21 protein-coding genes are annotated in these 25,860 nt (G+C 59.4%); 15 read left to right on the forward strand and 6 right to left on the reverse strand.

Going from position 1 to position 25,860, the window contains the following annotated elements; all coding sequences use genetic code 11:
- Positions 1-5: 5 nt before the first annotated feature.
- The 10 genes from gmd (at position 6) to AC04SF_RS04215 (ending at position 12,890) form a co-directional block, all read left to right on the forward strand.
- Positions 6-995 (forward strand): GDP-mannose 4,6-dehydratase, encoded by a 990-nt coding sequence (gene gmd, locus AC04SF_RS04170; protein ID WP_488476620.1) that lies wholly within the window; start codon positions 6-8, stop codon positions 993-995.
- A gap of 21 nt (positions 996-1,016) precedes the next feature.
- Entirely contained in the window at positions 1,017-1,973 is a 957-nt protein-coding gene (locus AC04SF_RS04175) for an NAD-dependent epimerase/dehydratase family protein (RefSeq protein WP_488476621.1), read from the forward strand.
- Positions 1,974-2,036: 63 nt separating this feature from the next.
- Positions 2,037-3,281: a class I SAM-dependent methyltransferase gene (locus AC04SF_RS04180; RefSeq protein WP_488476622.1), complete on the forward strand. Its 1,245-nt coding sequence runs from the start codon at positions 2,037-2,039 to the stop codon at positions 3,279-3,281.
- Between the two features lie 123 nt (positions 3,282-3,404).
- Positions 3,405-4,109 carry a hypothetical protein gene (locus tag AC04SF_RS04185; RefSeq protein WP_488476623.1) on the forward strand — a complete coding sequence of 235 codons (705 nt, stop codon included), beginning with the start codon at positions 3,405-3,407 and terminating at the stop codon, positions 4,107-4,109.
- 63 nt (positions 4,110-4,172) lie between these two features.
- The gene (locus AC04SF_RS04190; RefSeq protein ID WP_488476624.1) at positions 4,173-4,982 is read left to right on the forward strand and encodes an ABC transporter permease; all 810 of its coding nucleotides are present in this window, start codon (positions 4,173-4,175) and stop codon (positions 4,980-4,982) included.
- A gap of 8 nt (positions 4,983-4,990) precedes the next feature.
- Positions 4,991-5,731 carry an ABC transporter ATP-binding protein gene (locus AC04SF_RS04195; protein ID WP_488476625.1) on the forward strand — a complete coding sequence of 247 codons (741 nt, stop codon included), beginning with the start codon at positions 4,991-4,993 and terminating at the stop codon, positions 5,729-5,731.
- Between the two features lie 246 nt (positions 5,732-5,977).
- Positions 5,978-6,406 (forward strand): hypothetical protein, encoded by a 429-nt coding sequence (locus tag AC04SF_RS04200; RefSeq protein WP_488476626.1) that lies wholly within the window; start codon positions 5,978-5,980, stop codon positions 6,404-6,406.
- On the forward strand, positions 6,406-9,849 hold the full coding sequence (locus AC04SF_RS04205) for a glycosyltransferase (protein ID WP_488476627.1): 3,444 nt from the start codon (positions 6,406-6,408) through the stop codon (positions 9,847-9,849). The genes AC04SF_RS04200 and AC04SF_RS04205 overlap by 1 nt, the downstream gene beginning before the upstream one ends.
- A gap of 419 nt (positions 9,850-10,268) precedes the next feature.
- The gene (locus tag AC04SF_RS04210; RefSeq protein WP_488476628.1) at positions 10,269-12,257 is read left to right on the forward strand and encodes an SDR family NAD(P)-dependent oxidoreductase; all 1,989 of its coding nucleotides are present in this window, start codon (positions 10,269-10,271) and stop codon (positions 12,255-12,257) included.
- Between the two features lie 84 nt (positions 12,258-12,341).
- Complete coding sequence (locus tag AC04SF_RS04215) at positions 12,342-12,890, forward strand: sugar transferase (protein ID WP_488476680.1); 549 nt, start codon at positions 12,342-12,344, stop codon at positions 12,888-12,890.
- On the opposite strand, the gene AC04SF_RS04220 is transcribed toward AC04SF_RS04215, so the two are convergent.
- Positions 12,869-13,822 carry a UDP-glucose 4-epimerase family protein gene (locus AC04SF_RS04220; RefSeq protein WP_488476629.1) on the reverse strand — a complete coding sequence of 318 codons (954 nt, stop codon included), beginning with the start codon at positions 13,820-13,822 and terminating at the stop codon, positions 12,869-12,871. The two genes, AC04SF_RS04215 and AC04SF_RS04220, sit on opposite strands and share 22 nt — an antisense overlap.
- Positions 13,823-13,840: 18 nt before the next feature.
- Positions 13,841-15,199, reverse strand: a complete 1,359-nt coding sequence (locus tag AC04SF_RS04225; RefSeq protein ID WP_488476630.1) for an O-antigen ligase family protein — start codon at positions 15,197-15,199, stop codon at positions 13,841-13,843.
- A gap of 493 nt (positions 15,200-15,692) precedes the next feature.
- Between AC04SF_RS04225 and cysD the strand changes: the two genes are divergently transcribed.
- From cysD to cysQ, 3 genes are read left to right on the forward strand one after another with little or no spacing between them, the layout of a single operon-like run.
- On the forward strand, positions 15,693-16,598 hold the full coding sequence (cysD, locus tag AC04SF_RS04230; RefSeq protein ID WP_488476631.1) for a sulfate adenylyltransferase subunit CysD: 906 nt from the start codon (positions 15,693-15,695) through the stop codon (positions 16,596-16,598).
- Positions 16,599-16,600: 2 nt separating this feature from the next.
- On the forward strand, positions 16,601-18,538 hold the full coding sequence (cysN, locus tag AC04SF_RS04235) for a sulfate adenylyltransferase subunit CysN (protein WP_488476632.1): 1,938 nt from the start codon (positions 16,601-16,603) through the stop codon (positions 18,536-18,538).
- 10 nt (positions 18,539-18,548) lie between these two features.
- Positions 18,549-19,340 carry a 3'(2'),5'-bisphosphate nucleotidase CysQ gene (cysQ, locus tag AC04SF_RS04240; protein ID WP_488476681.1) on the forward strand — a complete coding sequence of 264 codons (792 nt, stop codon included), beginning with the start codon at positions 18,549-18,551 and terminating at the stop codon, positions 19,338-19,340.
- A 13-nt stretch (positions 19,341-19,353) separates the two neighbouring features.
- Here cysQ and AC04SF_RS04245 read toward each other — a convergent pair whose 3' ends face one another.
- The 4 genes from AC04SF_RS04245 to AC04SF_RS04260 all read right to left on the reverse strand — a co-directional run bounded on the left by AC04SF_RS04245 (position 19,354) and on the right by AC04SF_RS04260 (position 23,391).
- Positions 19,354-20,496, reverse strand: coding sequence for a DegT/DnrJ/EryC1/StrS family aminotransferase (locus tag AC04SF_RS04245; RefSeq protein WP_488476633.1), 1,143 nt, complete (start codon positions 20,494-20,496; stop codon positions 19,354-19,356).
- A gap of 301 nt (positions 20,497-20,797) precedes the next feature.
- A complete protein-coding gene (locus AC04SF_RS04250) occupies positions 20,798-21,721 on the reverse strand; it encodes a carbohydrate kinase family protein (RefSeq protein ID WP_488476634.1) in 924 nt (307 codons plus the stop codon).
- Entirely contained in the window at positions 21,718-22,164 is a 447-nt protein-coding gene (locus tag AC04SF_RS04255; RefSeq protein WP_488476635.1) for an RbsD/FucU family protein, read from the reverse strand. Before AC04SF_RS04255 ends, AC04SF_RS04250 begins: the two co-directional genes overlap by 4 nt.
- Entirely contained in the window at positions 22,165-23,391 is a 1,227-nt protein-coding gene (locus AC04SF_RS04260; protein ID WP_488476636.1) for an ROK family transcriptional regulator, read from the reverse strand.
- 268 nt (positions 23,392-23,659) lie between these two features.
- Between AC04SF_RS04260 and AC04SF_RS04265 the strand changes: the two genes are divergently transcribed.
- Both AC04SF_RS04265 and AC04SF_RS04270 read left to right on the forward strand, forming a co-directional pair.
- Positions 23,660-24,637 (forward strand): sugar ABC transporter substrate-binding protein, encoded by a 978-nt coding sequence (locus AC04SF_RS04265; protein WP_167448946.1) that lies wholly within the window; start codon positions 23,660-23,662, stop codon positions 24,635-24,637.
- Positions 24,638-24,797: 160 nt separating this feature from the next.
- Positions 24,798-25,859, forward strand: coding sequence for an ABC transporter permease (locus tag AC04SF_RS04270; RefSeq protein ID WP_488476637.1), 1,062 nt, complete (start codon positions 24,798-24,800; stop codon positions 25,857-25,859).
- Position 25,860 lies beyond the last annotated feature (1 nt).

Below are 25,860 nucleotides of genomic sequence, written 5' to 3' on the forward strand. Positions count from 1 at the left end.
TCACCATGAATTCCAAAACAGCGTTTATCACCGGCGTGACCGGGCAGGATGGAGCCTATCTCTCGAAGTTCCTGCTTGAGAAGGGATACGAGGTCCACGGCCTTTTGCGGCGTAGCGCCTCGGCCGATGTGGTCGGTTCACGGCTGAAATGGCTTGGCATTGCCGACAAGATCGTGCTTCACGACGGCAATCTGACGGATCTCTCCGGCCTCATCCGGGTACTCCAGGACGTTCGCCCGGCCGAAGTCTACAATCTTGCCGCCCAGTCCTTCGTCAAATCGTCTTGGCAACAGCCGCTTTTGACTGGCAACGTGACGGGCATCGGCGCAGCCAACGTGCTGGAAGCGGTGCGGATAACGTGTCCCGAAACCCGTTTCTACCAGGCATCCTCTTCGGAAATGTTCGGGCTGATCCAGGAACCGATCCAGTCGGAAAAGACCCCGTTTTATCCGCGCTCTCCCTATGCTGCGGCCAAGCTCTATGCACATTGGATGACGGTCAACTATCGCGAGAGCTTTGGGCTGCACGCGTCGAGCGGCATTCTCTTCAATCATGAATCGCCCCTGCGCGGCATCGAATTCGTCACCCGCAAGATTACCGACGCTGTCGCGCGTATTAAGCTTGGGCTGCAGGACAAGCTGGCGCTCGGCAATTTGGACGCCAAGCGAGACTGGGGTCACGCACGCGACTATGTGGAAGCTATGTGGCTGATGGTGCAGCAAGACACGGCAAGCGACTATGTGGTCGCGACGGGTAAGACCGTGTCGGTTCGGGACTTCTGCAAGCTCGCCTTCGAACATGCCGGTCTCAATATGGAGGATCACGTTTCTATCGACGAGCGCTTCCTGCGGCCTGCGGAAGTCGAAGTTCTGCATGGCAATCCGACCAAGGCCAAAGAGAAGTTGGGCTGGGAGGCAAAGACGAGCCTCAAGGAACTCGTGATTGAGATGGTCGAAGCCGACCTTGAGCGTGTAAGACGTGACCGACACCTTTGAGGCGCGGTTAGCGAGGTCGGCATGCGGGTTTTGATCACGGGCGCGCGGGGCTTTGTCGGTCCCTATGTCCATGACGCGTTGCGCCGCATCTGCGGTCGCGACATGACGGTTGTTGCGACCTCCAAGGACGGAGGACCGCATCCCGTATTTGGTCAAATCGGAGCGCTCGACGTGACGGACAGGGCTGCTGTTCGTGAGGCTGTTGCTCGTCACAAGCCGACGCACCTTGTCCATCTGGCCGCCGTCGCCGCCCTTGGCGCCGCCCAGGCTGACCCTGAAAACACCTGGCGCATCCACGTCCAGGGCGCGCTCAACGTGGCCCATGCCATTCTCGACGAGGCGCCGGAATGTTGGTTGATCTATGTCGGGTCGGGTCTGGTTTATGGCGAGACCGCAAAAGCTGGCCGGCCGGTTGACGAAAATGCACTGCTTGCACCGATGGACGACTATGCCGTGACCAAGGCCGCGGCCGATCTCGCCTTGGGTGCGCTTTCCCGTCACGGCCTTAAATGCATTCGAATGCGCCCCTTCAACCACACGGGTCCAGGGCAAACCGAGGCATTTGCCGTACCTGCCTTCGCCATGCAGATCGCGCGGATTGAAGCAGGTTTGGCTCCGCCGGTCATTCGCGTCGGCAATCTTGACGCGAAGCGGGATTTCCTGGACGCGCGAGACGTCGCCAGCGCTTATGCGTACGTCGCCTTGAACAGCGACGGTCTCGTGCCCAACACCATCTTCAATGTTGCTTCGGGCATCTCATGGCGGATGGGAGATATTTTGGAGCAGCTCCTGGCGCGAAGCAGTGTCAAGATCGTCACCGAACAAGATCCGCTGCGGCTGCGACCGAGTGATCTGCCGTGCATTTTGGGGGATGCGACCCGCGCCCGAACGCGTCTTGGCTGGGTGCCTGAGCATCCATTCGAGGAGGCCCTTGCCGCGGTTCTGAAGGATTGCCGCGCACGGGTGGCCCAAGCGTAGAGAACTGCAGTCGATGCACTTTGAATCAATACCCTTTCACCAACCAATTGACAGTCAGAATTCATGAACGAGGTAAGGTATCACGCCATCGAGACCTGCCGTGTCGGCAAGGACAGGGATCTCGTCTCCGTGCTCAATCTTGGCGAGCAGGCGCTCACCGGAGTGTTTCCCAAATCGGCGTCTGAACCCGTGACCAAAGGGCCGCTCGAGCTGGTCTGGTCTCCGTCCAGCGGACTTCTGCAGCTGAAACATTCCTATGAGCCGAGCGAAATGTACGGCGACAATTACGGCTATCGCTCGGGCCTCAACCAGTCGATGGTCGATCATTTGACGCATAAGGTTCGCTTCCTGGAGAGGCTCGCCTCGCCACGCGGCGGTGACGTCGTTCTCGACATCGGAAGCAATGATTGCACGACCCTCAAGGCCTATTCGACCGCGGGGTTGACGCGCATGGGCATCGATCCGACGGGCAAGAAATTTGCGCAGTATTATCCGGACGATGTGAAACTGGTGCCTGATTTTTTTTCGGCCGAGGCATATCGGAGCATCTCACAAAAGCGAGCCAAGATCGTGACGTCCATTGCGATGTTCTACGATCTTGAGGATCCCATCGCCTTTGCGCGTCAGGTGGCCGAGGTCCTTGCCGAAGACGGCATCTGGCATTTCGAGCAAAGCTACATGCCATCCATGCTTCGCCTCAACTCCTATGACACGATTTGCCACGAGCATGTCGAGTACTATTCCCTCGGCGTTGTTGCGAAGATACTGGAAGCGGCTGGCCTCAAGGTCGTCAACGTTGTCATGAACAACATCAACGGCGGCAGTTTCGCTGTCACGGCCACCCACAAGGGCAACACAAGCCTCAGACCCGATCAGCCGGTCATCGATTGGCTGCTGGAGCAGGAAGACCGCATGGGATTGGCCACGCCGCGGCCCTTTCGCGACTTCGAGGAGCGCGTGTTCCGGCACAAGGACGACCTGTCACGTCTTATCAGGACACTCGTGGCCGACGGCAAGAAAGTGCTGGGCTACGGCGCTTCGACCAAGGGCAATGTCGTCCTGCAATTCTGCAACTTCACGCAAGCCGAGATCCCGGCCATCGCCGAAGTCAATCCGGAAAAGTTTGGCCGCATGACCCCTGGGACGCACATACCGATCATTTCTGAAGCCGAAGCGCGCGCGATGAAGCCGGACTATTTTCTGGTCCTGCCTTGGCATTTCAAGGACGGTATCCTGCGTCGTGAACGCGAATATCTCGCCGACGGTGGGAGATTTATTTTCCCGTTCCCCGAGATCGAGATAATATAGACAGGGTTTTCAAGGATATCGCCGGTTTCTGGAAGGTGGAAATACGACAGAAGGCTGAAATCATTATTTCTTGTGGTTTCTAGGATCGGTCGACTTGGCTAACCGTCAAACTGTGTGACAGGAATGCTGATTTTCATTGCCGGAATGCCGCGCAGCGGATCCACCTACTCCTTCAACGTTGTCAGGCGGGCCCTGTCGCGGAGAGGTAGTGTTGCTTCGGTCACTTCCGACAAACGCGCACAGTTTACGTCGAACGAGACTGCCCATGCTATCTATAAGGCACATGATGCCGACGATGAGCTGCTCTCTTTGCTGCGGAGCGGCTCGGTAAAATCGATCTGCACCATCCGAAAGCCGGAAAGCGCGGTTCTCTCGTGGCTAAACACGTTCGGAGGAGAACCTGCGCACGTGGTCGATACGGTGATGCTGCCGTGGATGCGCCTCTACGAACGGATAGCGGCGCACTCACTCATCCTCAGTATGGACGAGATTGAGAATCGAAGGCTTCTCTCTACATGGAAAGTCGGTCGGTATGTTTGTCCAGACTATAGCCTGTTGGAATGGGCTAAGGATTGCCACGATTTGAGCAAACGCCGTGTTTCACACCTTCTGAAGGAAATCGAGAGCAGGAAGCGCCAGGTCGTCGACGGCGGGTGGACTTACTATGACGAAGAGACTTTTTTTCATCGTCGACATATTTCAGACCGCAACCAGTTCATAACGAAGCCTGATGTTTTGGCGGACATTCGCAAGCGTTTAGCCCCCTGGTTAGACAAGAATGGCGATCTCATACGATTAGACCGTAACTTGATGTCGCCAGGGCAATAATGTATCGAACCTTTCGCACACAGCCGGGCCTGGGCAGAACACACGATCGGGACATCTCGACATATGCTGCCGACTAAAACGGGCGTCCTCGCAGAAGCCTTCGCCGACATAAGAGCCGCGCTGAAGAAACACCATCTGGCGACGACGTTCAGCTGGCAGGACGTGGCCCAGCGCTACCGACGCTCGCGGGTCGGAGCGTTTTGGCTGACCATCAACATGGGCGTGCTGATCGGCGCGCTCGGCTTCGTCTTTGGCACCCTCTTTCGCACGCCGATGCAGGAGTTTCTCCCCTACATTTGCGTCAGCCTGATCTTCTGGGGTTACATTTCGTCGTCGATCAACGAGGGATGCATGGCCTTTATCGGGGCCGAGGGCATCATCCTTCAGGTGCGCATGCCGCTGTTCACCCATGTGTTGCGCGTGCAGTACCGCAACGCCATCATTCTGGGCCACAACATTCTCATCTACCCGCTCGTCCTGCTGGCCGTCGGGCGCATGCCGACATGGCACGTTTTCCTGGCGCTGCCCGGCTTTGTCATCTTGTCGCTCAACCTGCTCTGGATCATGCTCATTTTGGGTGTGCTGTGCGCACGCTACCGCGACATGACGCAGGTGATGCAGAACCTCCTGCAGGTCATCATGTACCTGACCCCGGTGATGTGGATGGCCCGAACGCTGCCCGAGGGCATCTCGCGGCTGTTGCTGGACCTCAATCCCTTCTACCACTTCATCAGCGTCGTGCGCGACCCGCTGCTGGGCGAACTCCCGTCCGCGACGGGCTGGATGGCCTGCATCGTGTTTGCGATCGTTGGCTGGACGGTCGCGCTGTCGCTGTTCGGCCGTTATCGTCACCGCATCCCCTATTGGCTATGATCCCTGCTATGGCTTCCATCATATTGGCCGGCGTCTCGGTCGAATTCCCGGTCTTCAACGCGGCAAGCCGCTCGCTCAAGAACAGGGTGCTGAGCGTCGCCACGGGCGGCGCGATCGACCGTCGGGGCGATGGCCATGTCATCGTGCGCGGACTTGAGGATGTGAGCTTTTCGGTGCACGAGGGGGACCGGATCGGCCTCGTCGGCCACAACGGTTCCGGCAAGACGACGCTGCTGCGTGTGCTGTCGGGCATCTACAGGCCGACGAGCGGCTCGGCGGAAATCCACGGCGAATGCGTATCGCTTATCAACATCTCCCTGGGCATCGATCCGGAAGCGACGGGCCGCGAGAACATCAGGCTGCGGGCAGCGATGATGGGCATGCGGCCGAACGAATTGCGCGAGCAATTCGATGACATCGCCGAGTTCACCGGACTGGGTGATTTTCTGGACATGCCGTTCCGGACCTATTCGTCGGGCATGCAGCTACGCCTGGCGTTCTCGACCTCGACGGCGATCCGGCCGGAGATCCTCGTGATGGACGAATGGCTTTCGACCGGCGACGAGGACTTCAAGCAAAAGGCCGACCGGCGGCTGCGTGAGATCGTGGAGACGACCAAGATACTCGTCCTTGCCAGCCACTCGCGCGATCTGCTTCGAAAGAATTGCAACCGCATCCTGTGGATGGAACATGGCCGCGTGCGGATGGACGGCCCCACCAATCAGGTTCTGACAGCCTATTTCGGTTGAGTTCATCGTCTGGAAACAAGAATAAATGCAAACAGGTTGTAGACGATGCCAATCGCAACCTCGTATGTTTGTCCAGGCTGATGCCCGGCTAGGGCGCGAACGGATGAGACAGTGTGATAAAGAAGAAAATTCGATTCGATCCGTCGAACCCGCTCTTCGCGCTACCTGCTTAGAGATCCGAGAGACGGCGCGTGACAATAGGCCGAACTAGGCCCCAATCGAGATTTGGACACAACGGTACTTCCTTTGACCTTCATTTCATACGCCCAGAATTTTGAAGATGTTATGCTTTGGCGGGCGCTCAAGCATATTCCGCAAGGATTCTGGATTGATGTGGGCACCGCGGACCCGGACGAATACTCTGTTACGCGGGCCTTTAGCGATCATGGCTGGTGTGGGATCAACATCGAGGCCAATCCACCCTATGTGGCGCGCATCGCGGGCGCGCGCCCACGCGATGTAACTTTGGGTGTCGCAGCCGGCGCCAGTGCGGGGAGCGTGCCTTATAGTCGCGGTCGCGAGTGGCCGTGTGAATCTGAGCGTCGAGCTTCCGCCGGTGTCGTCAGACAAGACCGCCCATTCATTCTGGCCTATCAGGCTGCGCGATTAGCCAAATTCAGTTGGTTTGTAGTGACTATTAAAGGGTGGTCGCCGCCCTTTTCTGGAGAACTTTGATGGCAGCCAGCATCATGAACCAGTACCGCAATTTTGAGGAGCGATTCAGAGGAGACCGGGAATCCATCCTACACACATTTTCCGTGTATCTGCCGCTCTTGGACGTCATTCGTTCCGAGAGCGATGCCGATCCAACTGCGCTTGATCTCGGCTCCGGAAGAGGAGAATGGTGCAGTCTTTTGAAAGGTAGGGGATGGCTGTGCACTGGGGTCGAGAACAATCCCACGATGATCGCGGAGGCTGAAAGCAACAACTTTGTATCGGTCAACGCGGATGCTCTCGAATTTGTCAGAAACACGAAGAATGAGAGCTACGATGTCGTTACAGCTTTTCATCTGGTTGAGCATCTCCAAAGCGAATATGCCATAGAGTTGCTGGAGCAGATTTATAGAACACTGAAACCCGGTGGGATTATCATTGTTGAGACGCCAAACCCAGAGAATCTCGCTGTCGCAACTTGGGCGTTCCACATGGATCCAACCCATGTTAGGCCGATACCGCCACCGTTAATGGTCTACTACGCTGAGCTTGCTGGCTTCAGGGCGAACAGGATTCTTAGACTCAACGGCAAACCAGCCGCCGAGGATTTTGGCCCTATCCAATCGTTGATAAACACACTGTTTAGCTTGGGACCCGATTATGCGCTGGTCGCGTTGAAACAGTCGGGCCTAGATACAGCCAGAAAATTGAAATTTGAATCGTATTGCGCATCTGTTCCGCAGCAAGGACCCGCTGACATGCGACGTCTCATGCAATTGGCGGAAGAAGCCGATGCGGTTCATGCTCGTCTTAAAGGTGTTGAACATGCACTAGAGGAGAACAGGCGTGAACATGCGTCAAAAGACATCGCGGTGGAGAAATTTATAATTGAACAGATGGAAATGAATTATGTGATACATTCGCACTTGCAGGAAATAAAGAGCAGGGTGTCAAATATTAACCTCTCCTGGATGGTCACGGAGGCACTCCAAAGAGTGCAACGTCAATCTCGATCATCGGCAAAGAGAATTTTTTATAAGAGTAAAAATATATTAAGAACTTACCCGCGCTTGTGGCGTCATCTTGACAGGTCAATTAGGTGTTTTCCGACCCTCCACCGCTATCTGGCGCGCGTATCGTCCTACCCTCCTTTGACCGAAGCATATCCAACACTTTTGGAAAAAGGCTTCCTGATTGACTTTCCCGATGTGACGGCCAAAGGGATCGAAAATTTCACTGAACGATCCATAAAATTTATTGGCCATTTCAGCGGAACATACAGCCTCGCCTATATCAACCGCAATTTGGCTGAGAAGATGTATTCGCTTGGGCTGGGACGGATCAATATCGTCCCATTTCATGGACGACGTGAGGACGCTATTTCGACCCCCAACGATACATCGACGGCGGTTCTCACGCGCATGATGCGGGATGGGTTTGCCGACGAATCCTATATTACCCTTGTTCACCATTTTCCGGTGCTGGACCGCTCGGATGACGACAAGCGCGCCTATATCATGTTTTTCTGGGAGGAATCGTCAATCCCGTTCGGAACAATCGAAAAGCTGAATGGCTACGACGCCGTTGTCGCTCCGTCTCGTTTCGTAATGAAAACGCTGCAGGACAACGGCTGTCGTAGGCCAATCGTATTGGCGCCGCCGCCCGTCGTGGATATTCCGGCCGCAGAACCGAAATCCCCCCGGGTGTCAGGGGTAATCAATCTTCTGCACATCTCTTCCTGCTTTCCTAGGAAAGGTGTCGATCTTCTTCTGTCAGCGTTCGACGTCGTCTCGAGAAATCATGATATCCGCTTGACTATAAAAACATTTCCTAATGAGCACAATAATGTCGATCAGCTGATTTTAGACATCGTGGCTCCAGAATTTAGAAATAATATTCGCGTCATTTTTGATGACTATACGACTCTGAAAATGCAGGAACTTTACGATCAATCAGATGCGATAGTCCTACCATCTAGGGGCGAAGGTTTGAATTTGCCGGCCATCGAAGCGGGACTTCGTTATCTTCCCGTGGTTGCAACCGGTTTCGGTGGACAAGCGGATTTTCTCTCCGATGAGAACAGCTGGCGAATTCCCTTTCACTTCGTTCCTTCCTCGTCGCACTTATCCAGCGGTGCATCATTTTGGGTTGAACCTGACCAAAAGGCATTAGCCTCTATACTCGACGACCTGATCAGCGATCTTGGCGCGGGAGGAAGCCGCTCGCAGCGACGGGCGCGACTGCTGTTCGACCGGGTGAGTCAGCTTTATGCTTCGGACGATGCGGCCAAGCATTTTTTAGGCGCTATTAACAGAATTGAGGAGATAGAGGAGGGCTTTAAGCGACCGCTTGGTTTGACGGTGGTGTCGACTTGGCGTGAGCCATGCGGGATTGCAGATTACTCGGATCGTTTGATCGGCGCTTTACATCTTAAAGATGTTTCAATTGTCGGTCCAAAAAATAAAGTTAGGGAAACTCATACCTCTACGTCGAGCGAGGATGTGAGGGTAACAAGAGAATGGTTAAAGAACGCCCCAACATCGGGATTTGCCAGCGCGGATATCAGATTATGGAAAGAAGTTGTTTGGTTTCAACATCATTTTGCCTTTTACGAAATTGATAGAGAGCTACTATTAACTGTCAAGGAGCTTAAAGCTTTAGGGAAGGTCGTTTTCATCACGCTACATACTTCGCGGCCAATTCTACAATTTGATTCGGCGCGACGGAGCACTGTTGTAGAAACCCTGAAGCTTTTTGATCGAGTCATCGTGCATACAGTGACTGACCTCAACAATTTGGGTCAATGCGGGCTGGGTCACAACGTGACAGTTATGCCGCAGGGCATTCCATATCGCGGCAACACCCGCCCTGCAGAGAGATTGACCAAGCGGATCGGATCCTTTGGCTTCTTGTACCAACACAAGAATGTGAGGGCATTAATCGAGGGGTTTGCGAAATTTATCGCGGCCCGACACGATGGCGAACAATTCAGGCTGTGTCTGCTGAATGCTGTTCGCACGGATTCCAATTCGAAGGAGGAGCTTGAAAATTGCAAGAAAATGATAAGAATCATGGGTCTTGAAGATCAAGTAGAGCTGTACCCGGATTACCTTGAAGAAGCGAAGGTTGAGGAAATGCTTTCGGAGTGCGACTTGGTCGTACTTCCCTACTTGGATAATCCAGAATCTTCCAGCGCCGCTGTAAGGACCGCTTTGGCTGCCTGCGCGTTTGTAGCCACATCTCCTGCACACCTGTTCGATGAGGTTCGCGGGATAACGATCGGGTTGAACGGCTTCGCCCCCTCGAATATTGCAACCGCCTTACGTGAATTCTATGACGATCCCAGAGGGTCCAATCTCGATAATATCGCCAAGCGTCGATCGGAGTGGGTGGAAGAGAACAGTTGGGAACGGATAGGGCAACGCTCATTGGCGATGATGCTAGGCGCCAGAGCTGAGGTCTGAGATTGTCAGTATAGGCAGCCGCCGATAATTCCCCCGGTCCGGTTGCCGCTGAAATGTCCTACCTGCTTCCGGAGATAGGCTTGAGAATCGGCATCGATGGCAGGAATCTCGGCTCATCCACCGATCGAATCGGCCGGTTCTTCCACAATTCCATCCGACTGGCCGCAGCTTTGTGCCCGCAAGGATAGGGGGTTCGGTCTCTCGAAGCCGGTGGCGCGCTAAAGCGGGGAGCATAGCCCGGCCCCTGACGCTCTGCCCAACCCGAAATCAAAAAAACTCTGGCGATGGCTGCAACTCCACGCTATGCGATGACTGCAGCGGGGGCTGAGGATTAGAACTTCGAAGCGATCGGCGAGGGATGTCATTCGATCGCGCGAGGCTGTAATGTTCGAATCCTTGCTGGAGTATAGTACTGGCCAATGACTTCCTATGTAAAAGCCGTATCCGGAAGTCGGCCGAAGATGCGGCGCGCCTTCATCATGGTCCAGGATTTGGCCATGGTCCTGGTTGCGGTGGCGCTTAGTCTCGTCCTCTCCAGATCAGACCTTTCGTTCGATGCGTTCTCCTACGAAGGCTTTGTCACCTGGGCGGGGGTCGTTCTCATCAGCCACCTGCTGTTCAGATATTGTGGCCTCTACACCACGATCTGGCGCTTTGCCTCGACCCCGGACTTTTTCAACATTCTGAAGAGCTGCGCGATTCTGACGGTTGTGCTTTATACCGTTTCGCTGATGTCTCGTTTCCTCCAGCCCGTGGCTGGCCTCAACGAACGCCAATTCATCGTCTTCTTCCTCGTTTCCTTCACCATCATATCGGCGCCTCGGCTGTTCTACCGATTTCTTCGCGACGGCGCGAGCTGGGGCATCCTCACCCAGAAGGCCAATAAAACACAGGCCAAGCGGGCGCTGTTCGTCGGTCGGCTTGGCGAGGCCGACCTGATCATTCGCTTCACCCGCACGGCAGAGCCGGCCGACTATTCAATCGCCGGCATCATGGCGACCGAGCGCGGCGCTCCGTTGGGCACACGGATTCAAGGTGTTCCCGTGGTGGCGTCCCGGCCGCGCCTGATCGATGTGCTGGAGGACTTCGCCGCCGGCACCAAGAGCATCGACCTGCTTATTTTCGGCAGCGGCGTCGAGCATGAGATCGAGGAATATTCCGAGCTCGTGCGTGTTGCCCGCCATGGCGGCATAGCCGTCGTACAGTTCTCGAGGCTTTCGCAGCTGGGGCAGGAGGGAAAGATCGTTCTCGACGAAGTCGAGATGGAAACGATCCTGCGCCGTCCGACGGTGCCGTCCGACATCGAACGCATTGGCGCTTTCGTCGGCGCCAAGCGCGTCCTGGTGACCGGAGGCGCAGGGTCTATCGGCCGCACACTGGTCAAGCGGTCGCTGGAGCTGGGGGCAGGGGCGGTGCTGGTCGCCGACAATTCCGAGTTCGGCATCTTCCAGTTGAGCCAGTATGTCGACGAGAAGGACCATGATCGCCTGAAGGTCCGCATTGTCGATGTCGCGGACCGGCGCCAGATGACGCGTGTCGTCACGGAATTCAAACCGGACATCATCTTCCATGCCGCCGCGCTCAAGCACGTTCCGCTGCTCGAGGAAAACTGGGAATCGGCCATCCAGACCAATGTTTTCGGCACGCTTGTCTGCGCTGAGGTTGCCGCCAAATGCGGCGTTCCGCAGTTCCTGCTCATCTCGAGCGACAAGGCGGTGGATCCGACCTCGGTGCTTGGCATCACCAAGAGAGCGGCCGAGCAGCTCGTCAGCTCCCTGCACGAAAGCCATGCAATCGCGGCGGATGGGCGTCGTTCCGGCACCAAGTTCATAGCCGTGCGGTTCGGCAATGTGTTTGGCTCCAATGGTTCGGTGGCGACGATCTTCCAGGCACAGATCGAGGCCGGCGGCCCGGTCACGATTACCGATCGACGCATGACCCGCTATTTCATGACGGTGGCGGAAGCTGTCGACCTCGTCATCATGGCCGCCGCTGACGCACAGTCGCGTAACGGCAAGGACGACTATGCCATCTACATGCTGGACATGGGCAAACCCGTGCCGATTCTCGAAGTCGCGGAAACCATGATCCGCATGGCCGGCAAGACGCCCTATGCGGATATCCCGATCCGCTTTACCGGCATCAGGCCCGGCGAGAAGCTGCATGAGACGCTGCAGGGCGCCAATGAAGAGATCGTCACGCTCGACATCGCCAAGATATTCGGTCTCAGGACCGATGTCGTGGCGTGGCCGGCGATTCAGGCCGCACTGGCTGCGCTGCAGGCGGCAATGAAGAACCAGGACAAGGCTTCCGCCCTTGCCGTGTTGGCGGAACTCCATCGGCCGGAGACATCAGCGTCAGACACGCGGCAGGAAACTGGCTCGAGAACAGTCGGGCAAGCAGGTTAGAGACGTTGCAGCTGACGGTTGAACGGCGAGATCTTCCTGGGATATCGATCCCGCGCTGGCGGTTTTAATGATCCGGGGAAGGCTGTGAAGCGACTGAAGCGAGCCTTCGATCTCGTCGCGACAGCCCTGCTGTTGCTGGTGACGTCGCCTGTTCTATTGCTCTGCGCGCTTGCGGTGCGGGCATCGTCGCCCGGTCCGGTGATCTTTTCGCAAACGCGGGTCGGCCGCGATGGTGTGTTGTTTCGCTGCCACAAGTTGCGGACGATGGTCCAGGGAACGCCGTCCTTGCCCTCGCACGAAGCGCCGGCGAATGCCGTGACCGCGGTCGGAAAGATCTTGCGGAAGTTCAAGCTCGATGAGCTGCCGCAATTCTGGAATGTTCTCAAGGGCGAGATGAGCCTGGTCGGGCCGCGCCCTTGTCTGCCGACACAGACGGAACTGATCGAGCGTCGCAGGCGGCTGGGGGTTCTGGCAGTACGTCCGGGCATTACCGGCATGGCCCAGATCAGGGGCATCGACATGTCGAACCCACAGCTTCTGGCCGAAACGGATGCCGCCTATCTCAAGGCGGCGTCGTTCTGGCTCGACCTTCGCATCCTGTTTGGAACGCTCTATCGCAACGGCGGCGATTGAGCGTTTTCGAGCCGCGCTATCTCGGCCAGCCGCTCCAGCGTGCCGGTTTCCGGCAGCCAGCCTTCCGATACGAGCAGGGAAGGGTCGCATATCTGTGTCGCGGTCAAGCTGTCCCAGGACGTCCGCTTGCCCAACAGGATCGCGGCTGCCCGCAACGGCCCGGCCGGCACGGCTACCAGGCGCGTCGGCCGTCCGAAACCGCTGCGAAAGGCGCCGACGATGTCAGCGATCGAAACCGGCGGCACATCGCCGGCAACATAGATCGGGCACAGCGGTCCCGAATGGCTGAGCAGATGCCACACCGCGCCTGCCGCCGATTGCGACGACAACAGCGAGCGGGTTCCCGTCAGCGCGCCTGCCGGCAACGGCAGAGCCGTGTCGGCCAGGCGCATCAGTGTCGCCAGGTTTCCTTTCATGCCGCTCCCGTAGACCGGAGGCAGCCGCAGCACGGCGGCGTCGAAACGGCCATGCGACGCATAGGTGTCCAGCACCCTGATCTCTGCTTCGCGCTTCGAGCGCCCATAGGCGCATTGCGGATCGGGTATCGTGTCCGCGTCGATCGTTGCGCTGACGCGCGCGCCGATCACGGCCCGGATCGAGGAGAGCTGGATAAACCGTCCGCTTGCCTGTTCGGCCGCCGCTTGCGCCAACCGTGCGCTCAATTCCGCATTGGCCTGCCGAAAATCGGCTTCGGTGGCATTGCCTTCATCATTGTTCAGACCCGCGCAATGGACGACATCCGTAACGTCCCTGGTAAGCGCCAGGAAGGCAGCCGTCGGCGCATCGAAACCGGGCATCTGCACGGCGTCATGTCCGGGGCCAAGCCTCTCCGGGTGGCGGGACGCGAGGCGGAGCTCGGCGCCGGCCTTTCGAAGCTGGCTGACCACCTGACGGCCGATAAAGCCCGTCGCGCCTGTGACCAGGACTTTCATCGCCTTTGCCCTGAACGCCTATTGGGTGACGGATGGACGCATCTGCTCTTCCATCGTCGGCGAAAGGATTGGGTCTTCCGCCACCGGCGCCAGCTCTCGTTCGTCCGTCATCGGCGTAAGTGCCTGGTCTTGCGGCAACGGAGCCTGACGTCCGGAGGCGAGATACGTTCCCGACACCAGGAAGACCATCAGCATCGAGTCCAGAATGTCGTGGCCGACCAGGATGCCTGTCATTCCGGCCGTGAGATAGGTGATCACCACGATGACAATCATGGTGGCGCCGAACCGCTCGATCGCATCGGTGCTGTTTCGCAGGACCAAGGCGGCATTCCTGGCGGCAACGACAAAGATTGCCGCCAGCGTCACCGCGCCCAGGATTCCCGCCTGCACCAAGGCGGTCAGGAAGCCGTTGTGGAAATGGCTGAAGCCTGCATCCATTCCGAACTGATCGCGGAAGCCCTGTTTTATCAAGGTCTGGGTGGCACCCACTCCATGTCCGAACAGGGGCATCTCACGAAACGCCTTCAGGCCGATATCCCACACGGCGAATCGCAATCCGATGGGCGTCGTGTAGTCACCATGGGTCGCGAGCGCGTCCAGGTCGGAGCGCAGAAAGTCGACACGCCCGGATATCGTCTGGAAACCGACGGCCGCGATCACGGCGCCGACCGCCACCAGCAGCACCAGCAGGCGAATGGCATTCCTTCCTTTCAGCCTCTGTTGGTTGATCAGCAGGACGGCGATGCCGGCGATCAGCAGCGACAGCCAGATAATGCGCGTACCGGAGTAGATGATGGCGATCGTTCCGCCAAGGGCTGCGCAGATGAGGGCGTTCCTGTGTCTCTCGATACCCGACAAGGCACCAGCCACACAGACCATTACGGCAAGGCAAAGCACCTCCGCGAACACGATCGCATTGCCGGCCCCGCCCTTGGCCCTCATCCCCACCCAATATTGCTGGATAACGGCCAGCAGCAGCGCGACGAAACAGGCGGCCAGGCTGCTGAGCACGATGATGCGGACGAGCGTGGTTTTCTGCGTGATGCTCCAGGTTGAATAGGAGATCGGGAAAAGCAGGAAGGTCACGAGCGGAATAAGGCGTGGCGCATCCCGGACGATCGCATTGTTGACAATGGACGCCACGATATTGGCCGTGCAGTAGGCATAGATCGCGATCGTCAGCGCCATCATCGCCCTGTCGATGTTGTAGCGCCTCTTCTTCAAGGCGATCAACAGGACGGACCACAGGCCGCCGCCATTGAACACGAAGCTGACCAGCGATCCCAGGACCGGTGGAAAAAAGAAGCAAAGAATGGAGAAGTAGATATTGATCCGCGACGGCGTAAGTTGCGGTCTGATGGACGAAAGCCGGTTCAAGTTTCGGGCTCGCTGTTCTCGAGTAGCTTAATGCGGCACATCCCGTTCAGCGGAACCGAATATGCTCGCCTCGAATTGCCCATGCCTGATGACGCATCTTGCCCGCTTCCGCAGGTTGTATAACGGCTGGACGGTCTTTTCGATAGTGCGCCGGGGCTTGTTGTCACGGAAAATCGGCGGCCCGGCGCCCGTCGATTGGCAAAGGGCGCCAGGGGTGTTTGTCGTCATGGTCTCCCGAGTAATATTTTTCCTGCCTTTTCCCGGCTGGCGGCCTTGCGAACAGAAATTTTCGGGTTATGGCGAAAGCGTGGAAAATTCATTCCCGAACCGACCGCTGCCGGGCTAGTCTTGCATTGTTCTGCCCTGCGCCGATCTGCTAGAACGCCCGCACGAAAACACTTTGTCCAGAAGCGAAGCTTGAACCGGGCGCAAAAGGCTCGATGATTTGACGCAGGGTCTTCTGTCGCAAGGCACGAGAGAACGCTCACAGTCTATGACCATAGCACTTACGCATCTGCAGCGGCTTGAAGCCGAGTCCATCCACATTTTCCGCGAGGTCGCGGCCGCCTTCTCCAAGCCGGTCATGCTGTATTCGGTCGGCAAGGATTCATCCGTGCTGATGCATCTGGCAATGAAGGCGTTCTATCCCGCCAAGCCGCCGTTCCCGTTCCTTCACGTCGATACCACCTGGAAATTCCGCGAAATGATCGCTTTTCGCGATCAGATGGCGCAAAAACTCGGCTTCGACCTTTTGGTGCATGTCAACGAAGACGGCGTGCGCGACAAGATCAACCCGTTCGACCATGGCTCGAACACCCACACCCATGTGATGAAGACCGTGGCGTTACGCCAGGCGCTCGACAAATACGGTTTCGATGCCGCCTTTGGCGGCGCCCGTCGCGACGAGGAGAAGTCGCGCGCCAAGGAGCGCATATTCTCTTTCCGCAATGCCCAGCATGTCTGGGATCCGAAGAATCAGCGCCCCGAAATGTGGAAGATATTCAACACCCGCATCGCATCGGGCGAATCGATCCGCGTCTTCCCGCTGTCGAACTGGACCGAACTCGATATCTGGCAGTATATCCTGCAAGAGAACATCCCGATCGTGCCGCTCTATTTCGCCAAGGAACGGCCGGTGGTGGAGCGCGACGGCATGCTGATCCTCAAGGACGACGATCGCATGAAACTGCGCCCCGGCGAGACGGTCGAGAACCGGCTGGTTCGGTTCCGCACTTTGGGCTGCTATCCGCTCACCGGCGCCATCGAATCGGATGCCGACACGCTCGAAGCCATCGTCGGCGAGATGCTGACCGCGCGCACCTCCGAGCGGCAGGGCCGCCTGATCGACCGTGATGAAGCCGGCTCCATGGAAAAGAAGAAGCGCGAGGGATATTTCTGACCATGCGTCACATCATGGCAAAAAGCCTCGCCCCCACCGACAGTGTCAGCGACTATCTGGCCGCGCAGGAGAAGAAGTCGCTGCTGCGCTTCCTGACCTGCGGTTCTGTCGATGACGGCAAGTCGACGCTGATCGGTCGTCTTTTGTCCGACACCAAGCAGATTTTCGAGGATCAGCTTGCCGCGCTCGAACGCGATTCGCGCAAGCATGGCACTACCGGTGACGACATCGATTTCGCGCTGCTGGTCGACGGCCTCGAGGCCGAGCGCGAGCAAGGCATCACCATCGACGTCGCCTACCGCTTCTTTGCGACGCCCAAGCGTAAGTTCATCGTCGCCGACACGCCCGGCCACGAGCAGTACACCCGCAACATGGCGACAGGCGCCTCGACAGCCGATCTGGCGATCGTGCTGATCGATGCAAGGCAGGGGGTGTTGCGCCAGACAAGGCGCCATTCGATTATCGCCTCGCTGCTCGGCATCCGTCACATCGTGCTGGCCGTCAACAAGATCGATCTCGTCGATTTCGACCAGGCGGTTTTCGACCGGATCGTCGAAGACTATGGCCAATTCTCGCGTGATCTCGGCTTCCAGACCATCGTGCCGATCCCGATGTCGGCCCGTTATGGTGACAATGTCAGCAGCCGGTCGCAGAACATGCAATGGTATTCCGGTCCGACGCTGATCGAGCACCTCGAGACCGTTTCGGTCGAAGAGGCTGCCGTCGAACAGCCGTTCCGTTTTCCGGTGCAGTACGTCAACCGCCCCAATCTCGACTTCCGTGGTTTTGCCGGCACGATCGCGTCCGGCGCCATCGCGCAAGGCGACGAGGTCGTCGTCGCCAAATCCGGCAAGTCCTCGCATGTCAAACGCATTGTCGCTTATGGCGGCGATCTCAAACAGGCGGTGGCCGGCCAGGCCATCACGCTCGTCCTCGACGACGAGGTCGAGGTCTCCAGAGGCAACATGCTGGTATCGCCAGCTGCTCGGCCACAGGTGGCCGATCAGTTCGCCGCCAACATCGTCTGGTTTGACGAGCATGCGTTGCTGCCGGGCCGTTCCTACATCCTGCGCACCGAAACCGACCAGACCAGCGCCACCGTCACCGATCTGAAATACCGCATCAACGTCAATGACTTCGCCCATGAGGCGGCCAAGTCGCTTGAAATGAATGAAGTCGGCATCTGCAACATCTCGACGCGGGCGCCGATCGCTTTCGATCCCTTCGCCGAGAACCGCACCACCGGCGCCTTCATCCTGATCGATCGCATCTCGAACGCCACCGTCGGCGCCGGCATGATCGTGCACTCGCTGCGCCGTGCCGAGAACATCCATTGGCAATCGCTTGATGTCGGCAAGCGCGTGCGCGCCGACATAAAGAACCAGCGGCCCGCCGTGTTCTGGTTCACCGGGCTTTCGGGCTCCGGCAAGTCGACCATCGCCAACTTGTTCGAGAAGAAGCTGTTCGCCACCGGCCGGCACACCTATATCCTGGATGGCGACAATGTCCGTCACGGTCTGAACCGCGATCTCGGCTTCACCGATGCCGACCGCGTCGAGAACATCCGCCGGGTGGCCGAAGTGGCCAAGCTGATGGCCGATGCCGGGTTGATCGTCATTGTTTCGTTCATTTCGCCGTTCAGCGCCGAACGGCGGATGGCCAGGGAATTAATGGCCGACGGCGAGTTCATCGAGGTCTTTGTCGACACGCCCTTCGAGGAGTGTGCCAGGCGTGATCCGAAAGGCCTCTATGCCCGCGCGCTGAACGGCGAGATCAAGAACTTCACCGGTGTCGATTCCCCATACGAAGCGCCGGAAAAACCGGAAATTCATCTGAAGACGCTCGGCAGATCGGCGGAAGAGATGGTAGATGCCCTGGAACACTGGCTGAACGAGCGTGACATTGCCGAAGACCAATATGACAGCGGCGGCGGTATCTGACGACAGGTCGATGCTGGACGTCTTCGAGCGGCTGGCGCTGGCGGCCGGACGCGAGGTCATGCGCGTGTTCCACGCCGGCTGTGCGGTCGACCGGAAATCGGACGCCTCGCCGGTAACCGAGGCGGACCGCGAGAGCGAGAAGATCATCCTCGCCGGCCTGCGCGCCGCATTTCCCGACATTCCCTGCGTGGCAGAAGAGGAAGCGGCGGCCGGAATCATGCCGACCGATCTTGGCGAGGCCTTCTTCCTCATCGACCCGCTCGACGGCACCAAGGAATTCGTCAATCGCCGCACCGACTTCACCGTCAACATCGCGCTCGTGCGCCATGGTGTGCCGGAAGTCGGCGTCGTCTTCGCACCTTGCACTGGCCGCTTCTTTTCGGGACGGCCGGGCAGGGCGGAATCCCTGGAGATTGATGGCGATTACCAGATCGTCGGCCGCCGGCCGATTTCGGTGAGAACGGCAGCAGCGCCGCTGGCCGTGGTCGCCAGCCGCTCCCACAACACGCCGGAAACCGAAGCCTATATTCGCGACCTCGGTGCCGCCGAGATCGTCTCGGTCGGTTCGTCCTTGAAATTCTGTCTTCTCGCCAGCGCCGAGGCGGATGTCTATCCGCGCTTCGGACGCACCATGGAATGGGACACCGCGGCGGGCGACGCGGTGCTGCGCGCGGCGGGCGGCACGACACGCACGCTGGACGGCAAGCTCTTGGCCTACGGCAAACGCGACCAGGCCGACGACGAGGATTTCGCCAACCCGCATTTCATCGCCAGCGGCAGGGCAGGGGCCAACCCCGTCTGAGACCGGCTGCCGACTACTCGGCCGCGGCCTGCGCCGAGTTCGAGCCGATATAGTTGCGGATCGTCTCGATGATCCGATCCTGGTCGGCCTTGCTGAGATAGGGGTGCATCGGCAGGCACAGGATGCGCTTCGGCAGGTCCTCCGACACGGCAAGGCCTGTCGGGGTGCGCGGATAGTCGCGATAGGCGACCTGGGCGTGCAGCGGCTTCACGTAGTAGATGACGGACGGAATGCCCTTTTCGCTCAGATGCGCCTTCAGGCCGTCGCGCTTGGGCGTCTCGATGGCGTATTGCGCCCAGGCCGAACGGCTGCCGTCGAGGTTGCGGGCGGCAGCCACGACATCGCCAAGCCCTTCGGCATAGCGGTTTGCCACCACCTGGCGTGCGACCATCTCGTCTTCGAGAATGGCGAGCTTTTCGATGAGGATCGCCGCCTGCAGCGTGTCGAGCCGCGAATTGATGCCGACGTGGACATTGTCATATTGCGTCTCGCCCTTGCCGTGGAAGGCGAAGGAACGCAGCTTGTCGGCCATCTTGTCGTCGTTGGTGAACATCGCGCCGCCGTCGCCATAGCAGCCAAGCGGCTTGGCCGGATAGAAGCTGGTCGAGCCGACATGGCCGAAGGCGCCGCACATCTTACCGTCGAGCGACCCGCCCATCGACTGGGCGGCGTCCTCGATCACCAGCAGTCCTTCGCGGTTGGCGATCGCCATGATCGCATCGTAGTCGGCGGCAAGGCCGAACAGGTCGACCGGGATGATCGCCTTCGGCTTCAGCCTTCCTTCCTTCCTGATCATGGCGATGGCCGCTTCGAGGCTGGCGATGTCGATATTGTAGGTCACCGGATCGACGTCGACGAAGACGGGTTCCGCCTTGGCCAGCGCCACCACTTCGGCGGTGGCGGCGAAGGTGAAGCTCGGCACGAACACAGCATCCCCTGGTCCGATGCCGGCGGCAAACAGCGGCAGCAGCAGCGCATCGGTGCCGTTGGCGCAGGCCACGACATGCTTGGTGCCGACATAGGCGGCGAGCTTCTTCTCGAACTCCGCCACCTGAGGGCCCAGGATGTAGCGACCGTCTTCGACGACATGGTCGATCGCGGCCTTCAGCCGGTCGCGGATACGTTCGCGCTGTGCGCCTAGATCGATGAACTGCATGTCGGCCTCTAAACGGTGGAGTACGTTCTCGCCCGAACCGGGGTTTGCGATACGTACATAAACAACAACTTAACTGGCCCGCTGGTACCAGACTTGGGCCGGTCGAGAAAGCCGGCCCGGCTGCAGCGCAGGTTGCCCAGGTGTCGCAGCCTGTTACTTCAGGCCTTCCCCGGTAATGCCAAAGATGCCGGAAATCCGGGCTTCGCCAGGCATAGACTGGCAAGTTTATCGCGTCTTTCCGGCTCGCGGAAACATAAAGTGATCAGCCTTTGGCGCGGCTTGCAGCCCACTGACGGCCAGATCAGGCGATTTCGTGCCGCCACGGCGGATTGGCGCCAGCGCGCGACACGGTCACCGCCGCCGCCTTTGCGCCGAGCGCCAAGGCCTTGCGGATGGCGTCTTGCGTAAGGGTGCCGATGGCCGCCTTGGTCAGCAGGCCCTGTTCATGCAGCGAGGCGAGGATGCCGGCGTTGAACGTGTCGCCGGCTCCGACGGTGTCGACCACCTCGACCTTCTCCGGCATCACGGTGACGGCATGGTCCTTGGTGTAACCAACCGCACCTTCGCTGCCATGCGTGACGACGATCAGCTTGGGGCCGCGGTCGAGCCAGTTGCGGATGACATCCTCATGCGAGCCGGCTTCGCCGAACCAGTTCAGGTCCTCGTCCGACAGTTTCACGATGTCGGCCATCGCCATCATGGCGCGAATGCGCTTGAGGTGCTTTGCCTTGTCCGGGATGAAGTTCGGCCGGATGTTGGGGTCGAGCATCATGACGCGGCTTGCGTGTTCGCGCCGCATGAACTCTTCATAGGCGGCGCCGGCGGGCTCCGAGATCAGGCTGATGGCGCCGAACAGCATGGCTTCGATCTCGCCGCCGAGCACCGGCAGGTCATCGATCGTCAGCATGCGTCCGGCGGTGTTCTCGTCATAGAATGTGTAGGTCGCCTGACCGTTGGTGAGCCGCACGAAGGCGAGCGTGGTCGGCCTGGGCGAGGTGTGGGCATAGGTAGAGCTGACCTTGCTCGCGCCGAGCGCATCCCTGAACTGGCCACCGAAAAGGTCAGACGACAGGCCGGAAAAGAAGCCGGCCGGCGCGCCGAGCCGTCCAAGCGCGATCGCCGTGTTGAACACCGCGCCGCCGACATAGGGGGCAAAAGCCGGCTCACCTTGCGTCGTGGTGCGCGGCAGCATGTCGATCAGGGCTTCGCCGCAGCAAAGGATCATGGTTTTCTGGTCTCCGGCGGATAGATCACGCCCTTGCGGATGATGATGTTGGCGTAAAGCCTCGGCTCGCTTGTCGCGACGATGGCATGCGCCGATTTGACCCGTGCATAGAAGTCGGCGCCGGCCAGTGCAACCACCTTGCGGCCCGGTGCGTGCCTGGCGCAGACCGCCTCGATCTCGTGATGGACTGGATCGGCAATCGAGGGATTGCCTTTGACCGAGGCGCGAAACAGGGCTTCCGGAACGGCGTCGTCGACCGGCAGCACGCTCAGGATCGCATCGAGCACCGGGATGAGATGATGACCGTCGGCCCGGACCAGGCGCCTTGCCTGCTCCTCTGCCGGATAGTTTCCGTCGACAAGGGCGATCTCGTCGCCATGGCCCATGGCGCGCAGTGTCGCCAGAAGGTCCGGTCCAAGCAGCGCCGGGATTCCGATCAGCATTCAGGCACTCCTGGAAATCGTCGTCGAGCCGATCAGAAAGCGTTCGGAAAGCGGCAGGCTGGCGCCGCCGAGCGCCCGGGCGTGGATGCCGACGGTTCCTTCGCGAACGATGGGAAGTTTCAGGCCTTCGCCGTCGATTGTCGCGATGGCCGCGACGATGGCATCGACCAGCCGGCGGCGCACCGCCTGCGGCATCCAGCCGTCGACCACTGCCGCCTCGAAATCGATGACCGAGGACGCCGCGACGATGGCATAGGCAAGCGCCTGCGAGGCATTGGCGATCCAGTCGTCGAGTTCGGAACCGATCTCGCCCCAATCCTCGGGCGAGGTCCACAGATGCGAGGCCTCGACGCCGCGGGCATTGAGCGCTTTCTCCAGCATGGCGATCGAAGCCACGTCGATCAACTGGGTCGGCTTGCCGTCCGGTCCGGGCACCGGCATCGAGCCGAGCGCGCCGGCATTGCCGGTCGGGCCGCCGAACAACCGGCCATTCAGCACGATGCCGCCGCCTGCGAAGGCACCGATGTAGAAATAGACGAAGTCGCGCGCGCCACCCGCCTGGCCGAAGACGAGCTCGGCGCCGCAGGCCGAGGTGGCGTCGTTCTGCAGATAGACCGGAAACTCGCATTGCGCCTGGATGTCGGCCCTGATGTCGCGGTGGCGCCATTCGTCCATGACGTCGCGCGGCGCGCCTGCGGTGTCGGCCCAGTTCCACAGTTCGAATGGCATGGCGATGCCGAGCCCGGCGATGCGCTTGTCCTGGGCCGGCGTCAGTTCGCCGCGCATCTTTTTCATGCCCTCGGTGACGAACTCTACAGTCTCGCGCGGTGCCGGATAGCGATAGGAGTGCTGCAGCATCGAGCGCACATGCCCAAGAAAATCGATCAGCACCAGTTCGGCGCTCCGGCGGCCGATCTTGAGGCCGATGAAGAAGGCGCCTTCCGGATTGAGCGCCATCGGGATGGAGGGCTGGCCGATCTTGCCACGCAACGGCGCCTGGCGCACCAGCAGGCCTTCTTCCTCCAGTTCGCGCATGATGACCGAAACCGTCTGTGCCGAAAGTCCGGTCATGCGGGCGATGTCGGATTTCGCCAGGCTGCCGTGCTGGCGCACCAGCGAGAGCACCAGCCGCTCGTTGTGGTCGCGCATGCCGCTCTGGTTGGTGCCGCGGTGAATCAGGCTGTCATTCGCTTCGGGCGAACCGTGCCTCGCAGTGGCGGTCTCCACCCTGTTCCTCCCATCGTTTCCCCTCAATGCTTTTGGGCCAGAATGAGTGAACGGTGCAAGGCTGTCAATAATAAATAAGAGTGATTTAATTATTGACAGCGACCGCGGTCTGGTGTCTGTTGAGGCGGCGTCCACGCTGGGAGAAATTTCGTAGGATGCGCCGTAGATGCCGGTGGCCGGCATCCGGAATGGTTCCACTGGGAGGAAGAACGTGACTAATACAAAACTGTTGAAATCGACCGTGTTTGCCGCGGCCGCCCTGGGTCTGATGGCGTTTGCGTCGTCCGCTTCCGCGGCCGGTGTCGGCGCTTGCCTGATCACCAAGACCGACACGAACCCCTTCTTCGTCAAGATGAAGGAAGGCGCGACCGCTAAGGCCAAGGAACTCGGCGTCGACCTCAAGACCTATGCCGGCAAGATCGACGGCGACAGCGAGAGCCAGGTGGCGGCGATCGAAAGCTGCATTGCCGACGGCGCCAAGGGTATCCTGATCACCGCATCCGACACCAAGGGTATCGTGCCGACCGTGAAGAAGGCGCGTGACGCCGGCCTGCTGGTGATCGCGCTCGACACGCCGCTCGACCCGATCGACGCGGCCGATGCGACCTTCGCCACCGACAACCTCGAGGCCGGCAAGCTGATCGGCGCCTGGGCCGCTGCCACGCTTGGCGACAAGGCCAAGGACGCCAAGATCGGCTTCCTCGACCTGACGCCGTCGCAGCCGACGGTCGACGTGCTGCGCGACCAGGGCTTCATGATGGGCTACGGCATCGACGTGAAGGATCCAAACAAGATCGGCGACGAAACCGATCCGCGCATTGTCGGCCACGACGTCACCAACGGCAACGAGGAGGGCGGCCGCAAGGCGATGGAGAACCTTCTGCAGAAGGACAACACCATCAACGTCATCCACACCATCAACGAGCCGGCAGCTGTCGGCGCATACCAGGCGCTCAAGGCCGTCGGCCTTGAAAAGCAGGTGCTGATCGTCTCCGTCGACGGCGGCTGCCCCGGCGTGAAGTCGGTGACCGAAGGTGTCATCGGTGCGACATCGCAGCAATATCCGTTGCAGATGGCCGCGCTCGGCATCGAGGCGATCGCCGCCTTCGCCAAGGACGGAACCAAGCCCAAGCCGACCGAAGGCAAGAATTTCTTCGACACCGGCGTCAATTTGGTGACCGACAAGCCGGCCAATGGCGTGAAGTCCATCGACACCAAGGAAGGCCTCGCCAAGTGCTGGGGCTGATGCTGGTCTGACCGGCAATTACCGAACTCGAGCGGTTGGGGCTTGATCCCCGACCGCTTCGGGTGGACGATGGGTCGCGTGACCGCGAACAATCCCGGCTGCAGACCGGAAAGGCGTGGACGGGCGTCGGCGCTAGGCTGACACCTCACGGGGAGGAAACATGGCTCAAGCTCAGGAATTCGAGAAGGTTCTCTCGGGCAGCGACACCAGCGTTGCCGCGTTCGACGAACACAAATCGGCCGTCAAGCGCATCCAGCATTTCCTGCATTCGACGCCGGCGGCAGTGCCGCTGATCGTGCTGGTCCTGTCGATCATCATTTTCGGCATCGCCATCGGCGGACGTTTCTTTTCGTCCTATACGCTGACGCTGATCCTGCAGCAGATCGCCATCGTCGGCATTCTGGGGGCCGCGCAGACGCTGGTCATCCTGACTGCCGGCATCGACCTCTCGATTGGCGTCATCATGGTGATTTCAGCCGTGATCATGGGCAATTGCGCGGTCAGTTACGGTATGCCGGCCATTCTCGCCGTGACGATCGGGCTCGCCGCCGGTGCGGCCTGTGGACTGCTCAACGGGTTGCTGGTCGCCTACATGAAGCTGCCGCCCTTCATCGTGACGCTTGGCACCTGGAACATCGTCATGGCCACGAACTTCATTTATTCGGCCAATGAGACGATCCGCGACACCGACGTCGACACCCAGGCGCCGCTGCTGCATCTGTTCGCCCTGAGCTTCAAGATAGGCACGGCGGTGCTGACGCTAGGCGTCATTGCCACGGTCGTGCTCGTGATGATCCTCTGGTACGTGCTCAATCACACCGCATGGGGCCGCCACGTCTACGCCGTCGGCGATGACCAGGAGGCGGCGAAGCTGTCGGGTATCCAGACCAAGAAGGTGCTGGTGACGGTCTATACACTTGCCGGGCTGATCGCCGCTTTCGCTGCCTGGGTTTCCATCGGTCGCAACGGTTCGATCTCGCCGTCCGCAGCCGTCACCGACTACAATCTTCAGGCCATCACCGCGACGGTGATCGGTGGTATTTCCCTCTTCGGCGGGCGCGGCTCGATCCTGGGCACGTTGTTCGGCGCGATGATCGTCGGCGTCGTCTCCATGGGTCTCAACATGCTGGGCGCCGATCCGCAATGGAAAGTGCTGCTCACCGGTGTGCTGATCATCGGCGCCGTGGCGATCGACCAATGGATCAGAAAGGTTTCGGCATAGT

It is taken from the genome of Mesorhizobium sp. CNPSo 4671, from assembly GCF_057784245.1.